Annotated in this window: 30 protein-coding genes and 1 pseudogene; 23 read left to right on the top strand and 8 right to left on the bottom strand. The window is 34.2% G+C overall.

Annotated features, from left to right (window positions below; genetic code table 11):
• Window positions 1-28: 28 nt before the first annotated feature.
• Window positions 29-1066 carry an NADPH dehydrogenase NamA gene (gene namA / locus DPQ31_RS09895; protein ID WP_208731840.1) on the bottom strand — a complete coding sequence of 346 codons (1038 nt, stop codon included), beginning with the start codon at window positions 1064-1066 and terminating at the stop codon, window positions 29-31.
• A gap of 133 nt (window positions 1067-1199) precedes the next feature.
• On the opposite strand from namA, the gene DPQ31_RS09900 reads away from it, so the two are divergent.
• From DPQ31_RS09900 to DPQ31_RS09925, 6 genes and pseudogenes are all read left to right on the top strand, one after another.
• Complete coding sequence (locus tag DPQ31_RS09900; RefSeq protein WP_000283903.1) at window positions 1200-1652, top strand: methylated-DNA--[protein]-cysteine S-methyltransferase; 453 nt, start codon at window positions 1200-1202, stop codon at window positions 1650-1652.
• Between the two features lie 25 nt (window positions 1653-1677).
• A pseudogene (locus DPQ31_RS09905) lies at window positions 1678-2675 on the top strand (DUF2628 domain-containing protein).
• 71 nt (window positions 2676-2746) lie between these two features.
• Window positions 2747-4408 (top strand): peptide ABC transporter substrate-binding protein, encoded by a 1662-nt coding sequence (locus DPQ31_RS09910; RefSeq protein ID WP_208731841.1) that lies wholly within the window; start codon window positions 2747-2749, stop codon window positions 4406-4408.
• Window positions 4409-4467: 59 nt separating this feature from the next.
• Window positions 4468-4884: a FosBx1 family fosfomycin resistance bacillithiol transferase gene (fosB, locus tag DPQ31_RS09915; RefSeq protein ID WP_208731842.1), complete on the top strand. Its 417-nt coding sequence runs from the start codon at window positions 4468-4470 to the stop codon at window positions 4882-4884.
• Window positions 4885-4897: 13 nt separating this feature from the next.
• Window positions 4898-5440: a short-chain dehydrogenase gene (locus DPQ31_RS09920; RefSeq protein ID WP_097959189.1), complete on the top strand. Its 543-nt coding sequence runs from the start codon at window positions 4898-4900 to the stop codon at window positions 5438-5440.
• Between the two features lie 16 nt (window positions 5441-5456).
• Entirely contained in the window at window positions 5457-6068 is a 612-nt protein-coding gene (locus tag DPQ31_RS09925) for a phosphoserine phosphatase 1 (protein ID WP_000859191.1), read from the top strand.
• A 46-nt stretch (window positions 6069-6114) separates the two neighbouring features.
• Here DPQ31_RS09925 and exsB read toward each other — a convergent pair whose 3' ends face one another.
• The gene (gene exsB, locus DPQ31_RS09930) at window positions 6115-6723 is read right to left on the bottom strand and encodes an exosporium protein ExsB (protein WP_033662989.1); all 609 of its coding nucleotides are present in this window, start codon (window positions 6721-6723) and stop codon (window positions 6115-6117) included.
• 181 nt (window positions 6724-6904) lie between these two features.
• Here exsB and cotH point away from each other — a divergent pair, with 181 nt between their 5' ends.
• The 8 genes from cotH to DPQ31_RS09970 all read left to right on the top strand — a co-directional run bounded on the left by cotH (window position 6905) and on the right by DPQ31_RS09970 (window position 14683).
• Window positions 6905-7981 (top strand): spore coat protein CotH, encoded by a 1077-nt coding sequence (gene cotH / locus DPQ31_RS09935; RefSeq protein WP_000938007.1) that lies wholly within the window; start codon window positions 6905-6907, stop codon window positions 7979-7981.
• 104 nt (window positions 7982-8085) lie between these two features.
• On the top strand, window positions 8086-8703 hold the full coding sequence (locus DPQ31_RS09940; RefSeq protein WP_000153580.1) for an NUDIX hydrolase N-terminal domain-containing protein: 618 nt from the start codon (window positions 8086-8088) through the stop codon (window positions 8701-8703).
• Between the two features lie 104 nt (window positions 8704-8807).
• Window positions 8808-9410: an undecaprenyl phosphate transporter UptA gene (locus tag DPQ31_RS09945; protein ID WP_000880689.1), complete on the top strand. Its 603-nt coding sequence runs from the start codon at window positions 8808-8810 to the stop codon at window positions 9408-9410.
• 96 nt (window positions 9411-9506) lie between these two features.
• Entirely contained in the window at window positions 9507-10886 is a 1380-nt protein-coding gene (locus tag DPQ31_RS09950; protein ID WP_002043092.1) for a putative polysaccharide biosynthesis protein, read from the top strand.
• Between the two features lie 184 nt (window positions 10887-11070).
• On the top strand, window positions 11071-12012 hold the full coding sequence (locus DPQ31_RS09955; protein ID WP_000933700.1) for a magnesium transporter CorA family protein: 942 nt from the start codon (window positions 11071-11073) through the stop codon (window positions 12010-12012).
• 198 nt (window positions 12013-12210) lie between these two features.
• Window positions 12211-13107 carry a permease gene (locus DPQ31_RS09960; protein ID WP_000418718.1) on the top strand — a complete coding sequence of 299 codons (897 nt, stop codon included), beginning with the start codon at window positions 12211-12213 and terminating at the stop codon, window positions 13105-13107.
• Window positions 13108-13110: 3 nt separating this feature from the next.
• On the top strand, window positions 13111-13980 hold the full coding sequence (locus DPQ31_RS09965; protein ID WP_000488051.1) for a TIGR03943 family putative permease subunit: 870 nt from the start codon (window positions 13111-13113) through the stop codon (window positions 13978-13980).
• Between the two features lie 196 nt (window positions 13981-14176).
• Entirely contained in the window at window positions 14177-14683 is a 507-nt protein-coding gene (locus DPQ31_RS09970; protein ID WP_000141169.1) for an acyl-CoA thioesterase, read from the top strand.
• Window positions 14684-14809: 126 nt separating this feature from the next.
• On the opposite strand, the gene DPQ31_RS09975 is transcribed toward DPQ31_RS09970, so the two are convergent.
• Window positions 14810-14896 carry a YjcZ family sporulation protein gene (locus DPQ31_RS09975; RefSeq protein ID WP_000505094.1) on the bottom strand — a complete coding sequence of 29 codons (87 nt, stop codon included), beginning with the start codon at window positions 14894-14896 and terminating at the stop codon, window positions 14810-14812.
• 160 nt (window positions 14897-15056) lie between these two features.
• On the opposite strand from DPQ31_RS09975, the gene cls reads away from it, so the two are divergent.
• The 4 genes from cls (at window position 15057) to DPQ31_RS09995 (ending at window position 17820) form a co-directional block, all read left to right on the top strand.
• A complete protein-coding gene (gene cls / locus DPQ31_RS09980) occupies window positions 15057-16241 on the top strand; it encodes a cardiolipin synthase (RefSeq protein ID WP_208731843.1) in 1185 nt (394 codons plus the stop codon).
• A gap of 30 nt (window positions 16242-16271) precedes the next feature.
• Window positions 16272-16736, top strand: a complete 465-nt coding sequence (locus DPQ31_RS09985) for a spore coat protein (protein WP_000340532.1) — start codon at window positions 16272-16274, stop codon at window positions 16734-16736.
• Window positions 16737-16918: 182 nt separating this feature from the next.
• Window positions 16919-17098, top strand: coding sequence for a hypothetical protein (locus tag DPQ31_RS09990; RefSeq protein ID WP_001045965.1), 180 nt, complete (start codon window positions 16919-16921; stop codon window positions 17096-17098).
• 101 nt (window positions 17099-17199) lie between these two features.
• Window positions 17200-17820: an NAD(P)-dependent oxidoreductase gene (locus DPQ31_RS09995; RefSeq protein ID WP_208731844.1), complete on the top strand. Its 621-nt coding sequence runs from the start codon at window positions 17200-17202 to the stop codon at window positions 17818-17820.
• A gap of 23 nt (window positions 17821-17843) precedes the next feature.
• Here the strand turns inward: DPQ31_RS09995 and DPQ31_RS10000 are convergent, their stop codons facing one another.
• The 3 genes from DPQ31_RS10000 to DPQ31_RS10010 all read right to left on the bottom strand — a co-directional run bounded on the left by DPQ31_RS10000 (window position 17844) and on the right by DPQ31_RS10010 (window position 20713).
• Window positions 17844-18326 carry a DUF456 domain-containing protein gene (locus tag DPQ31_RS10000; RefSeq protein WP_000215664.1) on the bottom strand — a complete coding sequence of 161 codons (483 nt, stop codon included), beginning with the start codon at window positions 18324-18326 and terminating at the stop codon, window positions 17844-17846.
• 1 nt (window position 18327) lies between these two features.
• The gene (locus DPQ31_RS10005; RefSeq protein ID WP_097837306.1) at window positions 18328-19635 is read right to left on the bottom strand and encodes a hemolysin family protein; all 1308 of its coding nucleotides are present in this window, start codon (window positions 19633-19635) and stop codon (window positions 18328-18330) included.
• Between the two features lie 208 nt (window positions 19636-19843).
• Window positions 19844-20713 carry a hypothetical protein gene (locus DPQ31_RS10010; RefSeq protein WP_199631382.1) on the bottom strand — a complete coding sequence of 290 codons (870 nt, stop codon included), beginning with the start codon at window positions 20711-20713 and terminating at the stop codon, window positions 19844-19846.
• Window positions 20714-20969: 256 nt separating this feature from the next.
• Here DPQ31_RS10010 and cbpA point away from each other — a divergent pair, with 256 nt between their 5' ends.
• The 4 genes from cbpA (at window position 20970) to DPQ31_RS10030 (ending at window position 24345) form a co-directional block, all read left to right on the top strand.
• Window positions 20970-21617 (top strand): cyclic di-AMP binding protein CbpA, encoded by a 648-nt coding sequence (gene cbpA, locus DPQ31_RS10015; protein ID WP_001220521.1) that lies wholly within the window; start codon window positions 20970-20972, stop codon window positions 21615-21617.
• A gap of 447 nt (window positions 21618-22064) precedes the next feature.
• Window positions 22065-23402 (top strand): branched-chain amino acid transport system II carrier protein BrnQ4, encoded by a 1338-nt coding sequence (gene brnQ4 / locus DPQ31_RS10020; protein ID WP_395935011.1) that lies wholly within the window; start codon window positions 22065-22067, stop codon window positions 23400-23402.
• A gap of 66 nt (window positions 23403-23468) precedes the next feature.
• A complete protein-coding gene (gene csaA, locus DPQ31_RS10025) occupies window positions 23469-23798 on the top strand; it encodes a chaperone CsaA (RefSeq protein WP_001263027.1) in 330 nt (109 codons plus the stop codon).
• The gene (locus tag DPQ31_RS10030) at window positions 23779-24345 is read left to right on the top strand and encodes a DUF1572 domain-containing protein (protein ID WP_199631383.1); all 567 of its coding nucleotides are present in this window, start codon (window positions 23779-23781) and stop codon (window positions 24343-24345) included. Before csaA ends, DPQ31_RS10030 begins: the two co-directional genes overlap by 20 nt.
• On the opposite strand, the gene DPQ31_RS10035 is transcribed toward DPQ31_RS10030, so the two are convergent.
• Both DPQ31_RS10035 and DPQ31_RS10040 read right to left on the bottom strand, forming a co-directional pair.
• Complete coding sequence (locus DPQ31_RS10035; RefSeq protein WP_044810160.1) at window positions 24318-24623, bottom strand: hypothetical protein; 306 nt, start codon at window positions 24621-24623, stop codon at window positions 24318-24320. The two genes, DPQ31_RS10030 and DPQ31_RS10035, sit on opposite strands and share 28 nt — an antisense overlap.
• Window positions 24624-24627: 4 nt before the next feature.
• Window positions 24628-24924, bottom strand: a complete 297-nt coding sequence (locus DPQ31_RS10040; RefSeq protein ID WP_000770731.1) for a hypothetical protein — start codon at window positions 24922-24924, stop codon at window positions 24628-24630.
• A gap of 89 nt (window positions 24925-25013) precedes the next feature.
• On the opposite strand from DPQ31_RS10040, the gene spoIIP reads away from it, so the two are divergent.
• Entirely contained in the window at window positions 25014-26168 is a 1155-nt protein-coding gene (gene spoIIP / locus DPQ31_RS10045) for a stage II sporulation protein SpoIIP (protein WP_001079305.1), read from the top strand.
• The last annotated feature ends 170 nt before the right edge of the window (window positions 26169-26338 follow it).

Genomic DNA, 26338 nt, shown 5'->3' on the forward strand with positions numbered 1-26338 from the left:
TAAAACCGAGAAGAATGGCTTCTCGGTTTTATTTATTCATATTGATTTTCCCAGGAGCCCGCTTATATTGATACGGTTCTTGCAATTCAAAACCAAGTTCATTTGCGGCTATTCTTGGGAAGTACGGATTGCGAAGTAACTCACGTCCGATAAAAATTAAATCTGCTTCGTTATTATTTAATATTTGCTCTGCCTGTGCCCCAGTCGTAATTAATCCAACTGCCCCAGTTGCAATGTTAGCATGTTCTTTAATATGTTTAGCATATTGTACTTGGTAACCAGGATAAACATCAATATGTGTCGGTACAACTGCACCAGAACTACAATCGATTAAATCTACTCCTTGTTCTTTCATCCATTTTGAATACTGAACGTAATCTTGAACGGTTAGCCCGTCAGGATGATAATCATTTGCTGAAATACGAACAAATAACGGTCCGTCCCAAACTTCATTTATAGATTCGATGATTTCACGTAAGAAACGATAGCGGTTTTCAGATGAACCGCCATATTCATCCGTTCGTTTATTGGAAAGTGGAGAAAGAAATTCGTTAATTAGATAACCGTGAGCGCCATGTATTTCAATAACGTCAAATCCAGCTTGTTTTGAACGCAGTGCAGCCTTTTGAAAAGCTAGTGCGGTGTCTTTAATTTGCTCTTTACTCATTTCCAGTGGTATTTTCATTGTTTCATTAAATGGAATTGCTGAAGGTGCTAACGCATCTGTTTCTAACTCAGCTTTTCTTCCGGCGTGAGCGAGTTGAATGGCAGCTTTTGCACCATTATCATGTATAAAAGTTGTCGCTGTATGTAATCCTTCAATTAGACTGTCGTCCCAAATACCTAAATCTTTGTTAGAAATGCGACCTTCAGGTAACACAGCTGTTGCTTCAATTATAACTAAACCGACTTGACCGGCAGCCCTAGTTCCATAATGAACGAGGTGGAAATTCGTTACTTTTCCATCCTCATTTTCAGAAGAATACATACACATAGGCGACATGACGATACGGTTTTTTAGTATAACATCCTTAATTGTGTAGGGTGAAAAAAGTTTGGAATGCATCAAATAGCCTCCTTGATTGAATTTTCTTATATTTTACCATTCTCTTTTTTGTTTCTCTAATAAAACGCTTATACGAAAAATTATGTCTATTCGTGTTACAATGACTAATATGAACTGAATTGGAGGATGACATATGTACCAGGCTTATTATGAAAGTGAATTAGGTTTGCTAGAAATTACAGCGAACGAAGAAGGAATTACGTCTGTTATATTTGTTGATGAACGACAAGAAGAAAATACAAATGAAATGATAGATCAATGTATAAATGAGCTAGATGAATATTTTAAAGGAAAAAGAAAAGAGTTTACTGTACCACTGTCTGCAGAGGGAACGTCATTTCAAAAAAATGTATGGGATGCGCTCTACACTATTCCTTATGGCGTAAGTGCTTCATATTTAGATATTGCGGAGAAGGTTGGTAATACGAAAGCTGTACGAGCAATAGGAGGAGCAAACAGTCGTAATCCCATTTCAATTATCGTTCCGTGTCACCGTGTAATAGGAAAGAGTGGAAAGCTTGTAGGGTATGCGGGTGGTTTATGGAGGAAAGAGTGGCTGTTAAAACACGAAGGTATTTTGAAATGAAGTATGAATGGAAAGAGGGATTGTTTTGGAATGTATAAATTGTGGGCAACCTTGTGCGAATGAACAGTTAAATTGTGCAAACTGTCAGCAAAAACTGCATAATAAACAAGGTGAAGGAAGCTCGCTAATAGACAAAGAATTAGAAGAATATGTAGGGAGACAATATCCGTACTACAAAAAAAATGGGAGCTTGAAAATAAGCGAATTGCAAAATGGAGCTGGAATGGTTGGGCTGCTATTTTTAATGTAGGTTGGCTTGGCTATCGTAAGTATTATTTACCTGCTGCACTATTAATACTGTTATTAGTAGTGTGTGATGCGTTTTCATATTATATGGGCTTCAACGTAGCATTGCCAATCATTAATATGGTGCCTCTTACGTTTTTATTACTCGTTTTTATCTTATTCGGGCTAGGGATTTTTGCGAATGGATTATATTATCAATTTGCAGAAAGACGTATATACCGCATAAAGGCACGTGAAATTAAAGATGAATCGGTTGAAAATTATCTCATTCGTGATAGTGGAGGAACGAGTAAAATGGGAGCAACGATCGTTACAATGTTAGCAGTTGCTAGTATTTTGCTCAGTCATTTCTTTTTCCCAACTGATCGGGATATTATTCAAAAAGTTCGTACAAGCTCGCTTTATGAATATCCAGTCTTTTCAATTGGTGAATCGTTCGAAAATTATTTTCAAAATTCAGGATGGATATACTATCGTGGAACGGAAGGATTAGAATTAGTAGAATTTCAGGGGGAGAGTCCTGAGATGCCAAGGAAAAAGGTGACAATTCAATTTATTGTTGATTATAAATTGGGAGAAGTGGAACCATATTCACTTACGATTAACGGTGAATCTAAAAATGAAGAAGAGTTTTTGAAAATAATGGAGGAAATATTTAAAGTTCAAAATCCATTTGATATAGAGGATGGCTTACAAGTAAATGCTATTCAACAAAGCGGAGGGAAAGCAATTTCTGACCGCTTTTTTTCTTTTTATGAAAATAAATATTTAAAATAATCAGAATCTTTTGTATAATAAAATATATTATACAAGTTTTAACTTATACATATAGATTGGGGGAAGGAAGAATGAAGAGAAAGACAACAACAATTGCTGCACTTGCGTTATCGACTAGTGTACTGATTGCGGGATGTGGGAATGGGGAGAAGGCTTCGACAACGAAGAAAGAATCAAGTAAGGGAATGGCAGATAAACAAGTTTTAAATTTGCTAGAAACAGCTGAAATTCCTTCAATGGATACATCTAAATCAACAGATTCTGTATCTTTCCGTGTATTTGTAAATGCAATGGAAGGATTATATCGTCTAGATAAAGATAATAAACCAACTCCAGGTATGGCCAAAGATGTGAAGATTAGTGAAGATAAAAAGACATATACATTTGAATTACGTGATGCAAAATGGTCAAATGGTGATCCAGTTCGAGCGCAAGATTTTGTATATGCATGGCAACGTACATTAGATAAAGCAATAGCAGCAGAATATGCATTTATTTTATTTGATGTGAAAAATGCACAGAAAGTAAATAAAGGAGAAGTACCGTCGGATCAATTAGGTGTTAAAGCGAAGGATGATAAAACGTTGGTAGTAGAATTAGAGCAACCAGCACCTTATTTCCTTGAGCTTACTTCGTTCCCTACATTCTTCCCATTAAATGAAAAGTATGTAAAAGAACAAGGGGATAAATACGGATTAGAAGCAGATAAATTATTGTACAATGGACCATTTACAATGAGTGAATGGAAACATGAACAAAGTTACCAGTTAAAGAAAAACCCAAATTATTGGGATAAAGATGCTGTAAAATTACAAGAAATTAATGTGGGTATAGTAAAAGAGACAAGTACTGGGGTAAATTTATATGATAGTGATCAAGCAGACCGTGTCATTTTAAGTTCTGAGTTTGTAGACAAATATAAAAAGAATAAACCAGATGAATTTAAAACGAAGCTAGACCCACGTATGTATTTCCTACGTTTTAATCAAAAAAATGCAACGTTTAAAAATCAAAAGGTTCGTGAGGCGATTGATTTAGCGTACGATAAAAAAGGAATTGCGGAAGTAATTTTGAATGATGGATCATTGCCAGCGTATTTCTTAGTACCTGAAAAGTTTACGACAGGACCAGATGGAAAAGACTTCCGTACTGTAAATAAAAATTTCCGTGACAGTAAAGATAATGCTGCGAAAGCAAAAAAACTGTGGGAAGAAGCGAAGAAAGAACTTGGTCAAGATACAATTACAGTAGAATTACTAAATGATGATAACGGTAGTCGTAAAAAAGTGGGCGACTTTATTAAAGAAGAATTAGAGAAAAACTTACCAGGTATTAAAGTGAATTTGAAGCAACAACCATATAAGCAGAAGTTAGATTTAGAAAAGAAATTTCAATATGAATTCTCATTATCTGCATGGAGTCCAGATTATCCAGACCCAATGACATATATTGATATGTTCGTTACTGGAAGTTCATTTAATGAAATGGATTATTCAAATCCGAAGTATGATGATTTAGTAGCGAAATCAAAAGGAGAACTACTAAAAGATGACGCAGCACGCTGGAAAGCACTTGCAGAAGCTGAAAAAATCTTAATTGGTCAAGATGTTGCAATCTCTCCTACGTACCAACAAAGTACAGCTTACTTAGAGAAGACGTATGTAAATGGTATTGCTAACCATACGTTCGGTGGCGACTTCAGTTATAAATGGGCATATATTACAAAAAAATAGTATAATAAAAGATGAGTGAATTTTCGCTCATCTTTTATTTGTTTAAGGAGGAACGTGGAGTGTTGAAAGGAATCAATCATCTTTGTTTTTCAGTATCAAATTTAGAAAACTCTATTCTGTTTTATGAAAGAGTGCTAGAAGGAGAACTATTAGTTAAAGGGAGAAAACTTGCATATTTCAATATATGTGGAGTATGGATAGCACTGAACGAAGAGGCACATATTCCAAGAAAGGAGATTTATCAATCTTATACGCACCTCGCATTTTCTGTTGAACAAAAAGATTTTGAACGCCTTTTACATCGGTTAGAAGAAAATAATGTTCATATTTTACAAGGAAGAGAACGTAATGTGAGGGATTGTGAGTCTATATATTTTGTTGATCCTGACGGTCACAAGTTCGAGTTTCATTCAGGGACACTGCAAGACCGTTTAAATTATTATAGGGAAGCAAAACCACATATGACATTTTACTAGGGAGGAAGAGTATTTGCATGCACTTGTAATCGGGGGAACAGGGATGTTAAAGAAAGTTTCTATGTGGCTTTGTGAGCAAGGATTCCATGTTTCTATTATTGGACGAGATGAAGTGAAATTAGAATATGTGAAGCGAGCAAGTTCTGCACCAGAAAATATCACATGCCTTCCGTTAGATTATCATAATAATGACGAAGTAAAGATAGCTATTAAAGGTACAATTGAGAGAAATGGTCCCATAACATTAGTTGTGGCATGGATACATTCAAGTGCAAAGTATGCGTTATCACTCATTTGTAAGGAGATAGAATTTTCGTCTGAGACATACAGTTTATTTCATATTTTAGGCAGTAAAGTATCGCGTATGAATACAGGGAAAATAGGTGGTACGCTTTGCCTGTATCATAGAATTATATTAGGTTTTATTTTAGAAGATACATTCGGAAGGTGGCTTACTCATCAAGAAATATCAGATGGAGTAATTAATGGGATTGAAAGTAATTGCAATGAATGGATTGTGGGGCAAATAGAACCATGGGAATTACGACCAAATTGATAAGGGGGAATGGGAAATGAAAACAACTGTATATGTAACAAGGCACGGTGAAACAGAATGGAATGTAGCGAAGCGAATGCAAGGACGGAAAAATTCAGCTTTAACTGAAAATGGTATGTTACAAGCGAAACAATTAGGGGAGCGTATGAAGGATTTACCACTCCATGCCATATATAGTAGTCCAAGCGAAAGAACACGTCATACTGCTGAATTGATTAAAGGGGAACGCGATATTCCAATTATAGAAGATGAACGTTTCTATGAAATAAATATGGGGATATGGGAAGGACAAACAATTGCTGATTTGGAAATGCAATATCCAGAAGAAGTACATTTATTTTGGAATGAACCACATCTTTTTCAGTCAACATCAGGGGAAAACTTTGCGGCCGTTTATAAAAGAGTAATTGAAGGGATACACTTTCTTTTAGAAAAGCATAAAGGAGAAAACATTTTAATAGTTACTCATGCTGCAGCAGCGAAACTACTTGTAGGACATTTTGCAGGTCTTGAAATTGAACATGTATGGGGAGAGCCATTTATGCATAGCGCGAGTCTTAGTGTAATTGAATTTGATGAAGATCTTGGTAAAGTAAAACAATTTGCAGATATAAGTCATTTTCAGTAAACGTAAAAAAGGCCGCAACGCGGCCTTTTTTGGTGGACATAAAAAACTAGCAATTACGTTTTTTATACCAGAAGTGATCGAATTTTTTATTCTTGCAAGAAGAAGACTTGTGTCTGCTATCTTTGCAATCATTCCATTTGTGTCCGTCATCGTGACAGTCCTTACCATGATCCCACGAATCATCACAAGAACCATGATGGCTATGAGGGAAAAATACACATTTTTTACAGAAACATCGTTTTGTCCAGAAACATTTCTTTTCAAAACGAACGCATTTTGTAACGAAAGTGCATTTTTTCACGCGAGTACGTTTTGTAACTATAACGCATTCTTTTCTACGAGTAACTTTTGTAACAAAAGTCCATTTTTGAACGCGTACACGAGTACATTTTGTAACGAAAGTCCATTTTTTTACATGAGTACATTTTGTAACGAAAGTACAATGTTTCACGCGAGTACATCTTGTTCTTGGACATTTATTCCCTGTTGTACATCTACGCCCTGTTGTACATCTACGCCCTGTTGTACATTTACACCCTGTTGTACATTTATGATGATCATCATCGCACTCAAAAGTACTTGGATCTTGGTGTAAGAAATCCTCCATCCCTGCACTTTTGATTTCTTCAACAGCTTTTCTAATATCACGTTTCATAGAAATCCTCCTTATCATGTATTAAAGTGAAAAGGTATTCTTTTTCCTTAACATGATATGAGATATGACGACGTTCTGAACAGGACAAGAGTGTAATTTTATATAAATAGATGATAGCGGATGTATGGACAAGACAAGGCGCATACATTGAATGAAGAGAACTGAGAAGGGATGAGAAAACATGCTGCCTTCATATGATTTTTTTGTTCATCCAATGTACTTAGTGGAATTGAAAAAAGATATTTGGTCAGATAGTCCAGTGCCAGCAAAATTAACTTATGGAAAAAAGAAGTATGACATTGATATCGTATACCGGGGTGCTCATATTCGCGAATTTGAGAAAAAGTCTTATCATGTTGTATTTTATAAACCGAAAAAATTTCAAGGCGCGAAAGAGTTTCATTTGAATTCTGAGTTTATGGATCCGTCACTCATACGAAATAAATTATCTTTAGATTTTTTTCATGATATTGGTGTACTTTCGCCAAAATCACAACATGTATTTATAAAAATCAATGGTCAAATTCAAGGTGTATATTTACAGTTAGAATCAGTTGATGAAAACTTTTTGAAAAATAGAGGATTACCGAGTGGTTCTATTTATTATGCGATAGATGATGATGCGAATTTTTCATTAATGAGTGAGCGAGATAAAGATGTTAAGACAGAGCTCTTTGCGGGTTATGAATTTAAATATTCGAATAAAAATAGTGAAGAACAACTAAGTGAATTTGTATTTCAAGCGAATACTTTGTCGAGGGAAGATTATGAAAAAGAAATTGGGAAGTTTCTACATGTAGATAAATATTTACGATGGTTAGCTGGAGTAATTTTCACGCAAAACTTTGACGGTTTCGTTCATAACTATGCACTATACCATAACGATGAGACAAATTTATTTGAAGTTATACCGTGGGATTATGATGCAACTTGGGGGCGAGATGTACAAGGGAGACCGCTTAATCATGAATATATTCGCATTCAAGGGTATAACACGTTAAGTGCAAGATTGTTAGACATACCTGTATTTAGAAAGCAGTATCGAAGTATTTTAGAAGAAATATTAGAAGACCAATTTACAGTTTCGTTTATGAGGCCGAAAGTAGAAGCGTTGTGTGAATTGATTCGTCCATATTTACTACAAGATCCATATATGAAAGAAAAATTAGAAACGTTTGATCAAGAGGCTGATATGATTTATGAATATATAAATAAAAGAAGGAAGTATATACAAGACCACTTACATGAATTGGATTAATTTTGAAAGAGATTGGAACATTATCAATCTCTTTTTTTGTATAATAAAGGTGTACCAAAAAAGTGAAATGATATGTATTTGATAGAGAATGGGGTTGTGTAGAGATGACGATTAAATGGATTGATTGGGTAAAACAAATACAATCTATAGCCCAAGCGGGTTTAACGTATTCTAAAGATGTGTACGATATAGAACGTTTCCAACAATTACGAGACATTTCGATTTCGATGATGTCACATTACACAAAAACAGATTGGGAAGTAGTAGCGAAACTATTTGCAAGTGAGACGGGCTATCAAACACCAAAAGTTGATATACGAGCAGTTGTTTGTCAAAATGAAAAGCTATTATTTGTGAAGGAAAAAAGTGATGGGAAATGGGCATTGCCAGGTGGATGGGCTGATGTTGGTTATACGCCAACAGAAGTAGCAGCAAAAGAGGTTTTCGAAGAGACAGGATATGAAGTAGATCGTTTTAAGCTACTAGCTATATTTGATAAAGAAAAGCATCAACCATCGCCTTCAGCAACGCATGTATATAAGATTTTTATTGGTTGTAATATTGTTGGTGGGGAAAAGAAGGTTAGTATTGAAACAGAAGAAATAGAGTTTTTTGGTGAAGATGAATTGCCGGATTTATCAATTGCTAGAAATACAGAAGAGCAAATTAAAGAAATGTTTGCTTATATGAAAGACCCACAGAAAGAAAAAATAATAGATTAATGCTGCTTGAATTGTACATATTGTTAAAATGAAGATATTGGCAGATTGCAATCTTTATGTGATAATGGGATGGTATGTGAAGAAAAAAGGAGATAGAAAAGAACATGTTAGCAAATATAATAGATCAGTTATTGCAATTTTTTGCAAGCTTAGGGTACTTTGGAGTAGCTCTTGCTTTAATGATTGAAGTAATCCCAAGTGAAATTGTACTTTCGTATGCTGGCTTTTTAGTAGCGGATGGTAAAATTAGTTTTGTGGGGGCAGTTATCGCCGGAACGATTGGTGGTACTTTAGCGCAAATCTTTTTATACTGGCTTGGATACTACGGAGGGCGTCCGGTTGTAGAGAAATATGGGAAATATCTACTTATTAATAAACACCATTTAGACATAGCGGAAGGTTGGTTTAAACGTTACGGAGCAGGCGTAATATTTTCTGCACGCTTTATTCCAGTAGTACGTCATGCGATCTCTATTCCAGCAGGACTAGCTAAGATGCCATTAAAACTATTTACACTTTATACGGTTGTAGCGATTATTCCGTGGTCAATTCTATTTATATACTTAGGTGAAAAACTTGGTGGGAATTGGCGTCATATTAAAGAGTATGCATCTGATTACACACATTACATAATTATAGGAGCTGTGCTCTTTATTGCACTATACTTCGGTTTAAAGTATTTGAAAAAGAAAAAAACAACACGTTAAAGTCAATGATGATTCATTGGCTTTTTTATTTGTTTCGGTTCTAAACAAAAGGAGTTGTCCATAATGTGTAATAATAAAGCGTAGCGGAGGAATGTGATGAAAGGGTCACCGTTTATACGTGGAACGATATTTTTAACGATGGCAACGATGATATCTAAAATGTTAGGGTTTATATATATTATACCATTTACAGCAATGGTTGGTACGAGTGGGTACGTTCTATACACGTATGCATATCGTCCTTATACGATTATGCTGAGTATAGCGACGATGGGGTTACCGCTCGCTGTTTCAAAGATGGTATCAAAATATGATCAACTAAATGATTATCATACAGTTAAAAGAGTACTAAAGAGTGGTATCGTTTTTATGTTAATAATGGGAGTTGTATCGTGTGTCACACTATATGTATTAGCCCCGCATTTAGCTGAACTTGTAGTTGATGGAAGTGATCAAACGGGGAATAGTGTAACTGCAGTCGCTACTAACATTCAAATTGTAAGTTTTGCGTTAATACTTGTACCAGTAATGAGTTTATTAAGAGGCTTCTTTCAAGGATTTCAGTCGATGGGCCCTTCGGCATTAAGTGTAGTTGTAGAGCAATTCTTTCGGGTCTTAACTATATTGATAGGAAGTTTTGTCGTATTATATGTTTTAAAAGCTTCTGTTTCGCTAGCAGTTGGTATTTCAACGTTTGGTGCTTTCATGGGAGCGATAGGTGGATTAACTGTTTTAACTGCGTATTATGTAAGAAGGAGAAGGCATTTAAAGAAAAAAGAGATGGCAAGTATACCGCAAACGACGAAATCTTTCTTCTCGTTGTATAAGGAGCTCTTTACATATTCTATTCCTTTCGTCGTGGTTGGTTTAGCTATTCCTTTGTATCAGACTATAGATACATTTACAATTAATAAACTACTTATACAAATTGGATATATGCAAGGAGAAGCGGAAAAAATCAATGCGATTATTGGTCTTGTTCAAATGGTTGTACTTATCCCAGTTTCAGTTGCGACTGCTTTTAGTATGTCTCTCGTTCCAGAGATGACGAAAGCTTATACAGCAGGGAATACGAAGTTACTATATAAACATTTTACAAAGACGAATCTATTAGTAGTAGGGATTACGGTACCAGCGGCGATTGGAATGATGGTGTTAGCAAAACCAATATATACGCTTTTGTTTAGTACGGGGAATGATCCGGAGATAGGGAGTGTTATTCTACAATATTATGCTCCTGCGTGTATACTATTTTCACTCTTTACTGTAACGGCTGCCATGCTGCAAGGAATTAATCAACAACAGAAAACAGTATTAGGTTTAGTAATCGGAATTATTGTAAAGATAATATTAAATATTGTATTGCTTCCGTATTTCGATTATGTAAGTTTTATCATTTCAACTTACGCTGGCTATACGATTTCAGTTGGTTTTAACTTGTGGATGCTTTCTAAATATGTTATAAAGGCAACATAAGCTTTTTAAGGCAGAGAATCCTCTGTCTTTTTCTACGTTTATAATATTTTTCACGTAAAAGCGTTTTCAAAATAATTTTTCTATTGAAATTTAAACGTATGTTTCATATGCTGAGAATGGCGGTTCAAAAACTGTTATGTAAGAGAGGTAGATTCCTACATGTAAAAAGAATCGGGGTGATAGTATGTTAAATATGTATTTAACAGACCGAAACGGAAAACTACAAGAGATTGAGGAAATGCAAAAGGGTTGCTGGATTAATGTACTTCATCCAACTGAAGAAGAAATTCAGTATTTAGTACAAACTTTAAATGTAGACTTAGATTTCATTAAAGACCCTTTGGATGATGAAGAACGCTCTCGTATTGAAAAGGAAGACAATAATACCTTAATCATCGTCGATATTCCGACAGTTAGGCATGATGAAGAGGGGAATTCGATTTATGACACGATTCCAATAGGTATGATTGTAATGCCAGATTGTTTCGTTACAATTTGTTTAGAAGAGAATCCAATTTTTGAACGTTTTATTAATCAACGTATTAAAGAATTTTATACGTTTAAAAAGACACGCTTTGCACTGCAGCTCTTATATACGATTTCTACTTATTATTTAAGATACTTAAAGCAAATAAATCGAAAAACAATCGATTTAGAGCACCAATTAAATAAATCAATGAAAAACAAAGAAATTTTTACATTGTTAGGCCTTGAAAAAAGTTTAGTTTACTTTACAACGTCACTAAAGGCTAATAAAATTGTAATTCAAAAATTAATGCGAAACAGTACATTTTTAAAAATGTATGAAGACGATCAAGATCTATTAGAAGATGTATTAATTGAAAATAAACAGGCTATTGAAATGGCGGAAATATATAGTCACATTTTAAGTGGAATGATGAATACATTTAGTTCCGTTATATCAAATAATTTAAATAGTGTTATGAAACTGTTAACGTCTATTACAATTATTTTATCTTTACCAACAATGGTTTCTAGTTTCTTTGGAATGAACGTAAAGGTTCCATTTGAAGGTGAAGCGTATGGTTTTGTAATTGTACTCATTATATGTGTAACTTTATCGTTCACATTGGCATTTGTTTTTTGGAAGAAACGTTACTTTTAACAATAAAAAAGCTGCTCTAGCATAGTTGTAAAACTACGCTAGAGCAGCTTTTTTGCTATGAAATCTCAATTTTGGAATAGAATATAACATGTGAAATGTAATGTGTATGAAGGTTATGAATTCCGTATAAGCCTTGTCCAATTAATAAAATGGGGTTAAAATTACATATTGTTAAAGAAAAGTTGGAGGAAATACATCATGGAATTGTTTCAATTACCGAAAGCATTCCTGCAAATGAATACAATTTTTATCTCAATATTAATCGAGGCACTTCCGTTTGTGCTAATTGGTGTATTTATTTCAGGATTCATTCAAATGTTTGTGACAGAAGATATGGTGGCAAAATGGATGCCGAAGAACCGATTTCTGTCAGTTTTACTAGCTACTTTTTTAGGCATGATGTTTCCAGGATGTGAATGTGGAATTGTTCCGATTGTAAGACGATTAATCGGAAAAGGCGTTCCGCCATACGCAGGGATTGCATTTATGTTAACTGGACCGATTATTAATCCGGTTGTACTATTTGCTACATATGTCGCTTTTGGAAGTAGTATGCACATGGTATGGTATCGTTCTATTGTAGCGATTATCGTAGCAATTATCGTTGGAATTATATTATCATTTATGTTTAAAGAACATCAATTACGAGATGATCACTTCCCAGAAGTGAATCATAAGCGTCCGTTACGTAAAAAAATGTGGGAGGTATGTACGCACGCAGTTGAGGAATTCTTCTCAATGGGAAAATACTTAGTACTAGGTGCGTTAATTGCAGCAGCGGTTCAAACGTTTGTACAAACTTCAACACTTCTTGCTATCGGACAAGGGCCGTTTTCTTCATCAGCTGTAATGATGGGACTTGCCTTTATATTATCACTTTGTTCAGAAGCAGATGCATTTATTGCTTCGTCATTCCAAAGTACATTTTCAACAGCATCACTCGTCGCGTTTCTCGTATATGGACCGATGGTGGATATTAAAAATATGTTTATGATGCTTGCGACATTTAAAACAAAATTTGTAATTGTCGTTACAGTTACAGTTACACTTGTTGTTTATGCAAGCTCACTACTCATTTATGCGATGGGGTGGTAGGTTATGTTTCGAGCATATATATTATTAGGTTTTACAATATTAATTGCGCAGCTTCATATTTCTGGTAATATTACGAAGTATATCAATATGAAGTATGCCTATTTATCAACAACAGCAGCCATTATTTTAGGGTTTTTAACGATTGTTCAAATTATTATCGTTTTCCAAAAAGAACATCAAAAAGAAAAAGATCAGCACAATTGTGGTTGCGATCATAGTCACTGCGGGCATGATCATTCGAAAGATGAGAATACATGGTGGAAAAAAGTGTTTTCTTACACATTATTCTGTTTTCCAATCATTACAGGATTGTTTTTCCCAATTGCAACATTAGATTCCGATATTGTTAAGGCGAAGGGATTCCATTTTCCAGTGGCGCAAGCAGAAAGTAAAGATCCATTTATGACAAGGCAATTTCTAAGACCTGATACGAGCATTTATTACGGGAAAGAAGGATACCGTGGTGTAATGGAAAAAGGGAAGAAAGAGTTTGTTACGAAAGACAGTATTACTTTAAAAGATGAAGATTTCTTAAAGGGTATGGAGACGATTTATAACTATCCTGGCGAGTTTACTGGGAAAAAATTATCTTTTAAAGGGTTTGTGTTCAGAGATGATTCTTCTAAAAAAGAACAATACTTCTTATTCCGTTTCGGTATTATACACTGTGTAGCGGATTCTGGTGTATATGGTATGTTAGTGAAAAAACCAGAAGGGGTAGAGTGGAATAATGATGACTGGATCCAAGTAGAAGGAGAAATAACAACGGAGTTTTATCAGCCGTTCCATGCCAATATTCCCGTTTTAGAAGTAACGAAATGGAATAAAGTTGAGCAGCCGAAAGAACAATATGTATTTAGAGGAGCCGATTGATAACATCGGTTCTTTTTTATGGACTAAAAGTTCTGAATGTTGTTAATATTAAACGTGTAGTTCATTTAGTGTAGTGAACAGTACATGATTAGTTGAACTCATTGAAAGTATACGGACAGCCCGACTTCCACCTAATTTCTTCTGGGAGTCTTACTACCCGCAAATAGCAGGATAATTAATCAAGGGGGCGATAACAATGACTGAAGTAAAGGGAAAAACAGCTAATGAGTCTAGAGTGTTTAAAACGAGCCGAGTATTTCCAACGGATTTAAATGATCATAATACACTATTTGGTGGGAAAATATTAGCGGAGATGGATATGGTTGCTTCTATTTCAGCAACGAGACATGCAAGAAAAGAATGTGTCACAGCGTCTATGGATTGGGTTGATTTCTTACATCCTGTTCGTTCATCTGATTGCGTTAGTTATGAATCCTTTGTAATTTGGACGGGAAGAACTTCAATGGAAGTTTTTGTGAAGGTAGTGGCTGAAGACTTAATTTCAGGTGAGAAGCGTATAGCTGCAACGTCATTTGTTACATTTGTTGCACTTAGTAAGGAAAATAATCCAGTTCCTGTACCACGAGTTATTCCTGAAACAGAAGAAGAGAAAGAATTACATCGTATTGCTGTATTACGTGCGGAACAACGTAATATTCGTAAGGCAGAGAGTAAGAAAGTAGCCACATTGTTAACTTTTTGAATTGAATAAATAGCGGTTAAGGTTACCATAACAAACGATAATGGTTTTAAAATAAAAAGCGGACACCTAAAAATAGGTGTCCGCTTTTATAGTTTTTTCATCCACATATCATATGACAATAACTACTTAGCAGAAGCAAGCAGCACCGACGATGATTAAGAGGATAAATAATACGACTAAAAGCGCAAATCCATTACCATGTGCGAAGCCCATTGATATTTCCTCCTTTTATTTTAAGATACAACATACAATATGCAAATGAGCTGTTGTTTGATATGGACATATATCATGTAAGGACATTTTTTCTTGAATGATTATGTATAAAAAAAGGGAAGATATAGGAATAACAGTAAGTGGAGAAAGGAAATTATCCATGAAGCACTTTTTCGCTCTAATCCTTTTTTTTATAGGTGTATTCATATGGATGAACATCGATATGGAAATGGGGAAAAAAATGGCTAGTGAATATGAATTAGGGCAAGTTCGATTAGGCGAATTTCAACTATATACGAACGGAGAAGAGTTATATAGGAGATTATTTGAGGATATAAACAATGCGGAAAAGTATATATATATTCATTTTTATATTGTAGGTAAAGATGAGATAAGCCGAGAGTTTTTACAGTTATTAGAGAAAAAAGCATCTAGCGGGGTAGAAGTGAAGTTGTCAGTCGACCGTATAGGTGGATATAAGCTGAAGAAAAAGATACTGAATCAATTAAAAAGAAAAGGTGTCCAGTTTACATTTAGTAAAAAACCTAAACTGAAAAGTATATTCTATTCTTTGCATCAACGAAATCATAGACGCATTGTTACGATAGATGGAAAGGTATCATACGTCGGTGGTTTTAATATCGGAAAGGAATACCTTGGACAAAATCCGAAATTTGGTCCATGGCGTGATTATCATGTACGTATCAATGGGAATGGTGCAACTGATATGGAAAGAAAATTTGCTAAAGATTGGAAAGAAGATACCGGGGAAAAAATGCCTGCACATGAAAGTTTACCTGCAAAAGGAAATGTAAAATATCAATATTTGTTTTCAAATGGAAAAGGTTTATGGCAGAAATATGGGGTGCTTATAAAGCAGGCTAAAAAGTCTTTAATAATTGCTACACCTTATTTTGTACCAAGTAAAGAAATGATGAAAGAGTTAAAAGATGCATTACATCGTGGTGTTAATGTAAAAATTCTCGTGCCATTTAAAAGTGATGCCGTATTGTTAAAACAAGCTGCTTATCCGTATTTGAAAGACATGTTACATGCTGGAGCGGAAATTTATCAATATCGCAATGGATTTTTTCATGGGAAAGTAACGATCATTGATGGAGAAATTGTTGATATCGGTACAGCAAACTTTGATAATAGAAGTTTTTATTTAAATTGCGAATCTAACTGTCTCATATATGACAAAACAGTTGTTGCTGACGTATGGAGTCGATTAAAGGAGGATTTTCGTAAATCAAAACGATTTTCTGAACAGGATTTTGAGGAAATTAGTAAATGGGATTGGTTTTTAGCAAGAATAGCGAATGTTTTAGCGTCATATTTATAGCATATAGACAAAAGGAAAGGAGAAACTTTAATGGACTGTATGAAAGAATTAATGAAGTATAGTTACATGTTAATTTATAAAGTAGGAGAGTATACCGAAAAAATCCGGGATGAAGAATTAAAGGATATAATACAGCACCATTTACCGTATATGTTACAAGCATATAATGAACAAGTGAATTTTCAAGAAGGAGAGAATGTACAGCATATAACATGTGAACCAATTTCGTTTCATTTGTCTGAAATGGAAACGGAAAAGGAAATAGATAATACATATACAGGAGATATCCAAATTGCAATCTGTTATATTTCACATTTGAAACGATTAGCATTGAAGTTTGCTCAAGTTGCAGTGGAAGTTGCAAATCCAGAATTTCGTTCGTTTTTGGAAAACTGTTTCCTGAAAATGAATCGTTACGCTTATAGTGTGTGGCAATATGTTGTGAAGAAGGAGTATAAAATTACACATGTATATGAAAACGAGAAATTTGCATAAAAAACTAAGGCGGAATAGTTGTCGCCCTAGTTTTTTACTTTCATGCAGAGAAAAGGGCTAAATGTAATTATTATTAGAAAATTTACAAACATTTACCGTATATTTACTATTTTTCAATCTTTCCTTTAAAAATAGAGAGTAATATGGGATTGTACATATTCTATCAAAGGGAGGAAACGCAAATGAACAAATGGGTTAAATCATTAACTGCTATGGCACTTGCAAGTTCTTTATTAATGGTAGGTTGTAGTAAAGGTGAGGACAAGAAGAAAGAAGAAGACACAACAACACAACAGGATGAGAAAAAGGATAAAGAAACAAGTGGAACAGAGAAGTCTACTGATTCTAAAGAAAAGAAATAAAGTAATAATAAAGCTTCCTCTTATATATGAGGAAGCTTTTTTGTTGTATATTGATTGAGAGTATTGAAAAAATAGAGAAAGAATGAGAGAGGAGTAAACAAATGAAAGTATGTGTATTGGGAGCGACAGGTAGAGTAGGTTCGGAAATAATAAAATTAGCATTAAAGGATTCATCCGAAGTGACGGCATTCGTTCGTGATTTAAATAGAATGGAAATAGAACATGACAGGTTACATGTTATAGAAGGAAATATATTAAACGAAAACGATATAAAGAAAGCGATAGAAGGATGTGATATCGTAATTAGCGCTCTTGGAACGGATGGAAATGGGACATTAGCAAAGAGTATGCCAAATATTATAAAGTATATGGAAAAAGAAGGCGTTAAGAAAATTATTACGATAGGAACAGCTGGTATTTTACAAGCGAGAACAAATCCAAATGTATATCGTTTCCAATCAGCGGAATCAAAAAGGAAAACGACAGCAGCAGCAGAGGATCATTTAGCTGCATATAAGGCGCTTCATAATAGTGATTTATGTTGGACCATTGTTTGTCCGACGCATTTAATAGACGGTGAGATAACGGGGGTATATCGCACTGAACAACATATATTGCCAGAAGATGGAGCGAAAATTACAGTTGGTGATACAGCACATTTTACATGGGGTTTATGCAATGAAAATATATATGAAAATAGTCGAGTTGGTATTTCATATTAAAAACCATCCCAAAAGCGGGATGGTTAAAAGATGATATAACATACGAAAATGATAATCATAATGATTTGGAGAATAGCTTTCGCTACAGTACTGCTTAAAAAACCAACTACAGTAGCAACTCCTACTAGAAAGGCGTCTTTTGGCGTCTTTTTATGCATGAGCTCTGTGAAAAATACCGATAAGAACGGTATAATTATTAAACCAAAAGGTGGGAAGAAGAACGATCCAACAATGATAGAAATCATACCGACACGTTCGCCCCATTTTGAACTTCCATATTTTTTTAGGAAATATCCATTAGCAATAAAATCAGCGACGAAAATGAATAGGGTGAAAATGGCTTGAATGACCCAAAAAGTAATTGTTAGTTCCCCGCCATTTATACCAAAATGATAAAGCAAATATCCAGCCCATACAGCTAAGATACCTGGGATAATAGGGTAAATAAAGGCGAGAAATGAAATGATGAAACAGGCAATGATACAGATTGTTAAGAAAACAGTCACTTTATAACTCCTTTTTAATATCTAATTTATGGACAGCAATTTTTTTGATTTGATGTCCATCAAGTTCTAATGCTTTAAATTGAAACCCAGCATATTCAATAGAATAACCAGCTTCAATATTTAAGTCAATCGCTTGAGAGAGGAGCCAGCCTCCAATTGTATCTAAATCGCTATCATCAATATGTAGGCCAAACATATCATTTACTTCAGAAATGAGTACTTTTCCATCTAAAACAGTAAGCTTCGGGGTACGCTTTTCAATCATAGGTGATTCATCCGCGTCAAATTCATCTTGAATTTCTCCAATAATTTCTTCAAGAATATCTTCCATTGTTAAAAGCCCAGCAGTACCACCATACTCATCCATAATGATTGCCATCTGAACGCGATTCTTTTGAAGATGTACTAATGTTTTACGGATTGGAACAGTTTCAAATACAGTTAGTACGGGATGTATATAAGATTCAAGTGGTTTATAAATACCTTTCGTTTGATCATGAAATATTTCTTTCGTATTTATCATCCCAATGATGTCATCTTTATCTTTTTCAATTATAGGATAGCGTGTATATTTTTCAGTTGCGACGATATCCATATTTTCTTCTAAAGTATTTTCGGTAGATAAGCAAACCATTTCAGTACGAGGGACCATGATTTCTTTTGCAACCCGGTCATCAAATTCAAAAATATTATTTACATATTTATATTCGGTTTGGTTTATTTCTCCGCTTTTAAAACTCTCACCTAAAATGAGTCGTAATTCCTCTTCTGAATGAGCAAGTTCATTTTCTTTCGCTGGCTCTAAACCGAGTAGTTTTGTGAAAAATATAGCTGCACTATTGAGTAGCCAAATGAACGGATACATAATTTTATCAAATAAAATAAGTGGTTTGGCAAATTTGAGTGTGATTGCTTCTGCTTTTTGAATTGCGAAAGACTTTGGAACTAATTCACCTAATACAACGTGGAAAAATGTAATAACGCTAAAAGCAATAATAAAAGATAACGTGTTAGCCATTGTTCCAGTCATGTTGATTTTTTCAAAAAGCGGTCGTAATATATGTTCCACAGTCGGTTCACCAAGCCAACCAAGCCCTAAAGAAGTAATCGTAATCCCGAGCTGACAAGCAGATAAATAAACATCTAAATTAGATAGGACACTTCTTGCAGCTAAAGCTTGTTTATTACCTTCATTTGCAAGTTGGTCAATTCGGCTTTTTCGTACTTTTACAACAGCGAATTCTGATGCAACGAAAAAGCCCGAAATAAGAATAAGTACAAAGATGAGAAAAATATTTAATATGTCCAAGTGTGTTCTCTATTCCAAAGTTTGAAATAAAGATGTCACCTCCTGCAATTATGTTATACTTTTATAATAAATCCAAATGAAAAGAATAGTCAAAGGAAAAGGGTAAATATTGGCATGTTTATAGTGTAGTTTTAGAGTTTGTTGTTATTTTGTCCTCGATACAAAAGGAATAACCCTCTACTTTCAGAATATAGAGGGCTATGTAACTTTACGGTTTTGGGATACTTCGTGTTATAGTGTATGTTTGTTGTTTAGAGTAGTTTGTTGTCCAAAGTGCTTGGAGAAAAGATAAGACGCTGTATGGGATATACAATAGTAGTAAACCGATTGTGACAATTACAGGTGCAGTACCACCAAATTGAACGATAAATTGTAATAATCCGCTCGAGTGAAAAGTACATTCCATAATTAAAAAGGAAAAAATAATAGAACTTAAAATAGATTTATGATTCGAAGTAAGTGCTAAAAATAATGTATCAACAAGGAAAGCAGAATTTTTCATTTCATATTCACTTGTGTTATACAGGAAAGGGAGCCATTTCTTTATTGCTTGCATAACGATAATCATAGAGGTACTACATACGATGATCAAAGATGAGAAATAAGAAAACTTTATAAAGTTTGCAATATAGAGAAGAAGTAGTAAGATAGAACATTGTAAAAATACAGTGCAAAAAGAGTACGGTATCCAGTGTAGGAAAGTAGTGATCTTTTTAATTGAATTTGGTGCTTTTAAAAATAGATGACCGATTCCTAAACTTATAAAGAAGCCAATTGCAAGAGTGAAAGTGAAACGAACAATTGATAAAAAATATATTTCCCATATGTAAGGGAATAGTGGTGTTGAATGAGTAGAAGTATGTATCATCTGATTTGCTGAGAAAAAAATAGATTCATGCATCCAATCAATTTTTGGAATTGATATAGAAGAAAGTTGATCGAAGTTTTGGAAAATACTTATTAAGCCATTTTGATAAGAATAATTATGTGTAATAAAAAGAGCTGGGATAGGACTTATGAGAAAAATAACAATGACACCAATTATAAATTTGCATATATGCGAGCGTAACAAAGACATATAACCACCTACTCTTTGAATATTCAGAAAATTCTTATTCTTATTTTAGCGTTTTTCTAATAAAGTTACAATATCTTTTTCATTAAGTCATTCAGAGAGAGGCTTTCCTAGTGAAGATATGCAAGTGAAGGATTCATGAATAAATTATGACAAGAAAATGAATAATTTTCAGAAAAATAAAATAAATTATTTATTTTTTTCTGAATATATAATATAGTTATGGCACAGAAAGTATTTTAACATAAGGAGGCTTTTTATGAGGATTAAAGGGAATTACGTGCCGAAAAGGGAAGTTTTACTGTGCTCAAGTTCGATTACGATAGGAGAAGCATTGGAGCATTTAAATAAAACAGGGTATCGTTGTGTACCAGTTTTAGATGAAAAAAAAGAGAAATTTTTAGGGAATATATATAAAGTAGATATTTTAGAATATAAAGGATCACTTGACGAAAGTGTAATACAATTATTGAACGATAAAGAAGGATTTGTGAGAGAAGATTCATCTTTCTTTAAAGTATTTTTTACAATAAAAAAATTACCTTATTTATCAGTAGTTGACGAAAAAGGAATTTTCCTTGGAATTTTAACGCATAAAAAAGTTTTTGAGTTATTAGAAGATGCATGGGGCGTTCATTCTAGTAAATATTCTGTCATGATTGGAACGCAAGACTATAATGGAGCGATCCAAAAGTTATCGACAGTTTTGAAGAAATACACTGGTATTCAAAGTTTAATGACTTTTGATAATGATGCTCTATTAGTTCGTAGAATTATGTTTACATTAGGAGAAGAGTTTGAAGATGGTGAATTAGAAACACTTCAAAAAGATTTAGAAGATCATGGATTTAGAGTTGTGTATGTAGAAGAGATGAATAATCCACGTGAAGTAGAAACGATAGAGTAACATGCAAAAGCCATCTAACATATGTTAGATGGCTTTTGGAATTATTTTAAAATAATAATATAGAATGAGTCTAGTGCTCGAATAACATTTGTGTGAAAGAATATAAAATGTAGATAATTTTGATTTTCAAAAAAATCAATTTGAAAATATGTTTTTATTTTTCAACTAAATATGTTACTATATGTGTGATAAAAACAAAGAGGTCTGACAACTATACTCCACGTAATAACACTCTAATGATTTAAATATTCAAAAAAATCAAAAATCAAAAACAAAAAATAATGACGAGATTAATAATTAGAGTAATAATAAGGGGAATGGAGAAATTATGGAGAAAGACACTGCTTTGTAAGGGGCATATTTTATCATCTTGAGCAGAGAGGAGGATGCATAGCATATTGTGAAAATAAAGATAAACAATGAAAAAGTGCTATGCAAATGAAGAGTATGAAGGGACGATTGAGGCCAGGTGATACGGTAGCAATTGGTTTAATGCTATTTGCATTATTTTTAGGAGCAGGAAATTTAATTTTCCCGCCAGTTTTAGGTCAACAAGCAGGAGAGAATGTTTGGATTGCTACGATAGGATTCCTTGTAACGGGAGTCGGATTACCCCTATTAGCTGTAACAGCTGTCGCGTTTGTAGAGGGGGACTTGAAAGCGCTATCTTCTAGAGTTCACCCTATATTTGCGTTTATTTTCCCATTGGTTAGTTATTTAGCAATTGGACCATTTTTCGCAATCCCGCGTACGGGAGCCGTTTCGTTTGAAATGGGTATGAAGCCGTTTTTATCAGATGCAATGGTTTCAGAGTGGTACATGCTATTTCTTTTCACTATATTTTTCTTCGGAATAACGTGGTATTTATCATTAAATCCATCTAAATTAGTCGATTGGTTTGGAAAATTTCTTACACCATTATTAGTATTAATTGTTGCTGTTATTGTCGGGAAAGCAATTATTGATCCAATTGGAGAACCGGCTGCACCTTTAGCTGCTTATAAAGAGAATGCTTTCTTTGGTGGATTTATTCAAGGATATTTAACGATGGATGCGATTAGTGCACTTGTGTTTGGGATTGTTGTAGTACAAGTTATTCGCTCAAAAGGGATAAAAGAGAGCGGACAAATCGCAAAAATAACAGTTGTATCAGGGATTATTGCTGTATTAGGCTTAACGTTAATATATTTATCACTTGCATATCTCGGATCTACAAGTACATCACTTGGTGTGTCGGAGAACGGTGGTCTTATTTTGACGAATGTTGTAAATGAGTTGTATGGAACAAGTGGCAAAATTTTATTAGGACTTGTAATTATACTCGCTTGTTTAACAACTTCTGTTGGATTAACATCTGCGTGTGCTGGCTTCTTCACAAACTTATTCCCAAGACTTTCGCATAAAACGATTGTAACTATGGTATGTGTATTTAGTTTAATTGTATCTAACCTAGGGTTAACACAATTAATCACAGTAACATTACCAGTGTTAATGATCATTTATCCAGTTGCAATTGTATTAATCGTTCTTTCATATTTCCATAAATGGATAGGGAAGCGTAATACAATTTACATTGGGGCGATTTTAGGTGCGTTGTTAATTAGTTTCTTTAACGGTTTAGAAAGTGCGAACATTAAAATTGATGCGATTTCTAATGTACTTCAAATGTTACCATTATATAAAGAAGGAATAGGATGGTTAATCCCATCATGTATTGGCGGAATTCTTGGTTTCTTCTTCTATAAATCAAATGAATCAAGTGAATTACAAAAGAAAGGTGCTTAGGCGCCTTTCTTTTTTTAAAGGGGATTTTTGTATTTTGTCTAAGTAATAATTGGGAGGAATGATAAAATGGCTAATTTTGAAGATTTTTTAACTTTTGATGTAAGAATTGGAACAGTAACACAGGCAGAGGAATTTAAAGAAGCGAGAGTACCAGCGATTAAACTAGAAATTGATTTTGGGGAGCTTGGGGTCAAGCAGTCAAGTGCTCAAATTACGAAGAGATATAATCCAGAAGACTTAATTGGTCAGCAAATTGTTGCTGTTGTAAATTTTCCGCCAAAGCGTGTAGCTGGATTTAAATCGGAAGTGCTTGTATTAGGAGGAGTTCCTGAAGCTGGTGATGTTGTGTTGCTTCAGCCTAATATGGAACTGCCAAATGGAACGAAAATTAGTTAGTGTGAGGGTAGGGGACAATATGGATATCGGACGAGAATATTTACAATGTGTCATTTCTAATTTCAAAACAACAAAACAGCAAGGAGAACGGGCACTTTCTCAATTATCATACGAACAAATACAATGGTCTTCTCATGAAGAAACAAATAGCATAGCGATTATAATGAAACATTTGCACGGTAATATGCGTTCCAGATGGACGGATTTTTTAGCATCTGATGGTGAAAAAGTTGATCGTGACCGAGATGGTGAATTTGAAGGAGGCTATTCTTCAAAGGAAGAAGCCCTTGCAGCGTGGCAAGAAGGATGGGAATACGTTTTTAATACGATGAATACTATAATGCCGGAAGATCTATTGAAGACGGTATACATTCGTGGTGAAGCACATACGGTCCTGCAAGCAATTGAAAGGCAAATTTCTCATTATGCTTTGCATATTGGACAGATTATTTACATCGGTAAAATGTTAAAAGAAAATGAGTGGGAATGTTTAAGTATTCCGAGAGGACAGTCCACTCGTTATGTAGAGAAAAAACGTTCAACATAATAATATGAAAGAAATCGATATAAAATAGGAAGCAAAAAAATAAGCCAAATGATAGACGGCTCCGTAAGCATAAGAATGCTACCAACAATAAGGCCGTATATAATTAGAAAGAAACAAAAAAGTGTATTCATAGGGATAAAACGTGGGATGAAAAGTTGTTGCTGCTTAAAACAACTGTTGTGAAATAAATAAAAATGGAAGTACCGTGTAGTGGTAATAAGGTCTTTCTTTCGTGTAATTCTTTTTCTACATGTATGACAAATGAACGGTGGCTGCATTTCGTTACGCTCCATTTTTTATTTTCATAATAATGTGAGACAAAAGTAGGTACAAAGTGTATGTTCCTATATACGCTCCTGCAATAAGGAAAAATGGATTCAGTAAAATTCCATGAATGCTCGTCATGAAAACTAAATCTTGTATTAAAACATCGTATATATTAATGGAAATAATTGTACCGAGTACATACAGTGCTAAATACGCAGAAATATGTAACACAATAGAGACTTTTGGATGTTTAGCGGACAAATAAAAAATGAATGATAGAGCGATTGGTAATATTCCTATTAATAGCTTCAATTCATTTCACCTCATTAACAATATAGCCGGAATTTAAACGGTCTATTCTCTAGAGCTTGTACATAACTTGAAATAGAGAGGGTGATAGTATGAATCGAGGCTTTTTTTATGTGAAGTTTACAAGTGTACGTAAGTTAGTTTTATTTATTATTACTACGGTACTAGCGACTTTTTTTCTTATTAGTATGATGGTAACCTCTATGAAAGAGACAAAGTCAACGTATTTATATAATTGGTTAAATGAGTTATCGATGAATGGCTACATGTATGTTCTTGGAAAAGAAAATCATTATTTTACACAAGAGTATCGAAATTTGAATCAAGATTTTTCAATCTCTTCGTTTCTCTTTTCTATGGCTACGAATATTCGTTTTAACGATGTACGTAGTTTTGTCGGAAAAGAGCTTCCTGGCTTTGGTAAGTACGATACAGAAATCGTTATCGCAGGTGAGGGAACAAATTATTCTAACTTACCGATAGAGTCGAGTGTTCCTCTTGAAGAAGTAGTGAAAGAACGGACTGGAGAAGGTGGACAAGCGCCAAAGCCTGATACGAATAAAGAGAAAAAACAACCAGCTCAAACAACTGGAAAAAGACAAGTTGCATTTATATATCATTCGCATAGCTGGGAATCTTATTTGCCGTTACTGAACTTAACGAATGATCCAAACCCGAATAAAGCGACAAGTTCTGTAACGAATATTTCCATAGTCGGCGACCGATTTCGTGAACAATTAGAAAGCGAAGGAATCGGATCTACTAACGATAAGACTGACGTTGGTCAAAGGTTAATTAGTAAAGGGTTAAATAGTAATAGTTCTTACAAAATGTCACGGGAAATTGTACAAGAAGCGATGGCTGGTAATAAAGAATTACAATACTTCTTCGATTTACACCGTGATAGTGCACGGAAAAATGTAACAACAAAAACAATTGGAGATAAATCGTATGCTAAGCTTGCTTTTGTAATTGGGAAAGGTAACAAAAACTATGAAAAAAACTTACAATTAGCAACTGCGTTACACGAGACGATTAGTAAGAAATATCCGGGAATGAGCCGTGGTGTAATTCAAAAAGGATTCCAAACAGGGAATGGAGTTTACAATCAAGACCTATCAGGACAAGCGATATTAATTGAAGTTGGCGGGGTAGATAATACAGAGGAAGAACTAAATCGATCAATTGATGCACTTGCTAAGGCATTTGGTGAATATTTTTGGCAAGCGGAAAAAGTGAATGGATAAAGTGAAATTTGAATGAGTGGTGGGCATTGCCAATGGTTATCAGCCTACATCAATTAGGGGAAAACGTAAGTGTAAAGCTTACGTTTTTTGTTTGTCATGAAACGAGGATGATAAGATGTCACATTATAGACATAATTTATAATTGCTATAGTAATATCGAAATTTGTCTA

The organism is Bacillus sp. COPE52 (assembly GCF_003355115.1).
GTDB classification, from domain to species: domain Bacteria; phylum Bacillota; class Bacilli; order Bacillales; family Bacillaceae_G; genus Bacillus_A; species Bacillus_A toyonensis.

Coding starts and splice junctions, on each gene's coding strand:
- DPQ31_RS10030 (WP_199631383.1), top strand. CDS start 23,779: ATGGAACGAAAATTAGTTAGTGTGAGGGTAGGGGACAATATGGATATC.
- DPQ31_RS09985 (WP_000340532.1), top strand. CDS start 16,272: ATGGACTGTATGAAAGAATTAATGAAGTATAGTTACATGTTAATTTAT.
- cbpA (WP_001220521.1), top strand. CDS start 20,970: ATGAGGATTAAAGGGAATTACGTGCCGAAAAGGGAAGTTTTACTGTGC.
- DPQ31_RS09975 (WP_000505094.1), bottom strand. CDS start 14,896: ATGGGCTTCGCACATGGTAATGGATTTGCGCTTTTAGTCGTATTATTT.
- cotH (WP_000938007.1), top strand. CDS start 6,905: ATGCTGCCTTCATATGATTTTTTTGTTCATCCAATGTACTTAGTGGAA.
- DPQ31_RS09965 (WP_000488051.1), top strand. CDS start 13,111: ATGTTTCGAGCATATATATTATTAGGTTTTACAATATTAATTGCGCAG.
- DPQ31_RS10010 (WP_199631382.1), bottom strand. CDS start 20,713: ATGTCTTTGTTACGCTCGCATATATGCAAATTTATAATTGGTGTCATT.
- brnQ4 (WP_395935011.1), top strand. CDS start 22,065: ATGAAGGGACGATTGAGGCCAGGTGATACGGTAGCAATTGGTTTAATG.
- DPQ31_RS09995 (WP_208731844.1), top strand. CDS start 17,200: ATGAAAGTATGTGTATTGGGAGCGACAGGTAGAGTAGGTTCGGAAATA.
- DPQ31_RS09900 (WP_000283903.1), top strand. CDS start 1,200: ATGTACCAGGCTTATTATGAAAGTGAATTAGGTTTGCTAGAAATTACA.
- namA (WP_208731840.1), bottom strand. CDS start 1,066: ATGCATTCCAAACTTTTTTCACCCTACACAATTAAGGATGTTATACTA.
- DPQ31_RS09960 (WP_000418718.1), top strand. CDS start 12,211: ATGGAATTGTTTCAATTACCGAAAGCATTCCTGCAAATGAATACAATT.
- DPQ31_RS09945 (WP_000880689.1), top strand. CDS start 8,808: ATGTTAGCAAATATAATAGATCAGTTATTGCAATTTTTTGCAAGCTTA.
- DPQ31_RS09970 (WP_000141169.1), top strand. CDS start 14,177: ATGACTGAAGTAAAGGGAAAAACAGCTAATGAGTCTAGAGTGTTTAAA.
- DPQ31_RS09990 (WP_001045965.1), top strand. CDS start 16,919: ATGAACAAATGGGTTAAATCATTAACTGCTATGGCACTTGCAAGTTCT.
- spoIIP (WP_001079305.1), top strand. CDS start 25,014: ATGAATCGAGGCTTTTTTTATGTGAAGTTTACAAGTGTACGTAAGTTA.
- DPQ31_RS09955 (WP_000933700.1), top strand. CDS start 11,071: ATGTTAAATATGTATTTAACAGACCGAAACGGAAAACTACAAGAGATT.
- DPQ31_RS09925 (WP_000859191.1), top strand. CDS start 5,457: ATGAAAACAACTGTATATGTAACAAGGCACGGTGAAACAGAATGGAAT.
- DPQ31_RS09940 (WP_000153580.1), top strand. CDS start 8,086: ATGACGATTAAATGGATTGATTGGGTAAAACAAATACAATCTATAGCC.
- DPQ31_RS09910 (WP_208731841.1), top strand. CDS start 2,747: ATGAAGAGAAAGACAACAACAATTGCTGCACTTGCGTTATCGACTAGT.
- cls (WP_208731843.1), top strand. CDS start 15,057: ATGAAGCACTTTTTCGCTCTAATCCTTTTTTTTATAGGTGTATTCATA.
- csaA (WP_001263027.1), top strand. CDS start 23,469: ATGGCTAATTTTGAAGATTTTTTAACTTTTGATGTAAGAATTGGAACA.
- DPQ31_RS09950 (WP_002043092.1), top strand. CDS start 9,507: ATGAAAGGGTCACCGTTTATACGTGGAACGATATTTTTAACGATGGCA.
- DPQ31_RS10035 (WP_044810160.1), bottom strand. CDS start 24,623: ATGCAGCCACCGTTCATTTGTCATACATGTAGAAAAAGAATTACACGA.
- exsB (WP_033662989.1), bottom strand. CDS start 6,723: ATGAAACGTGATATTAGAAAAGCTGTTGAAGAAATCAAAAGTGCAGGG.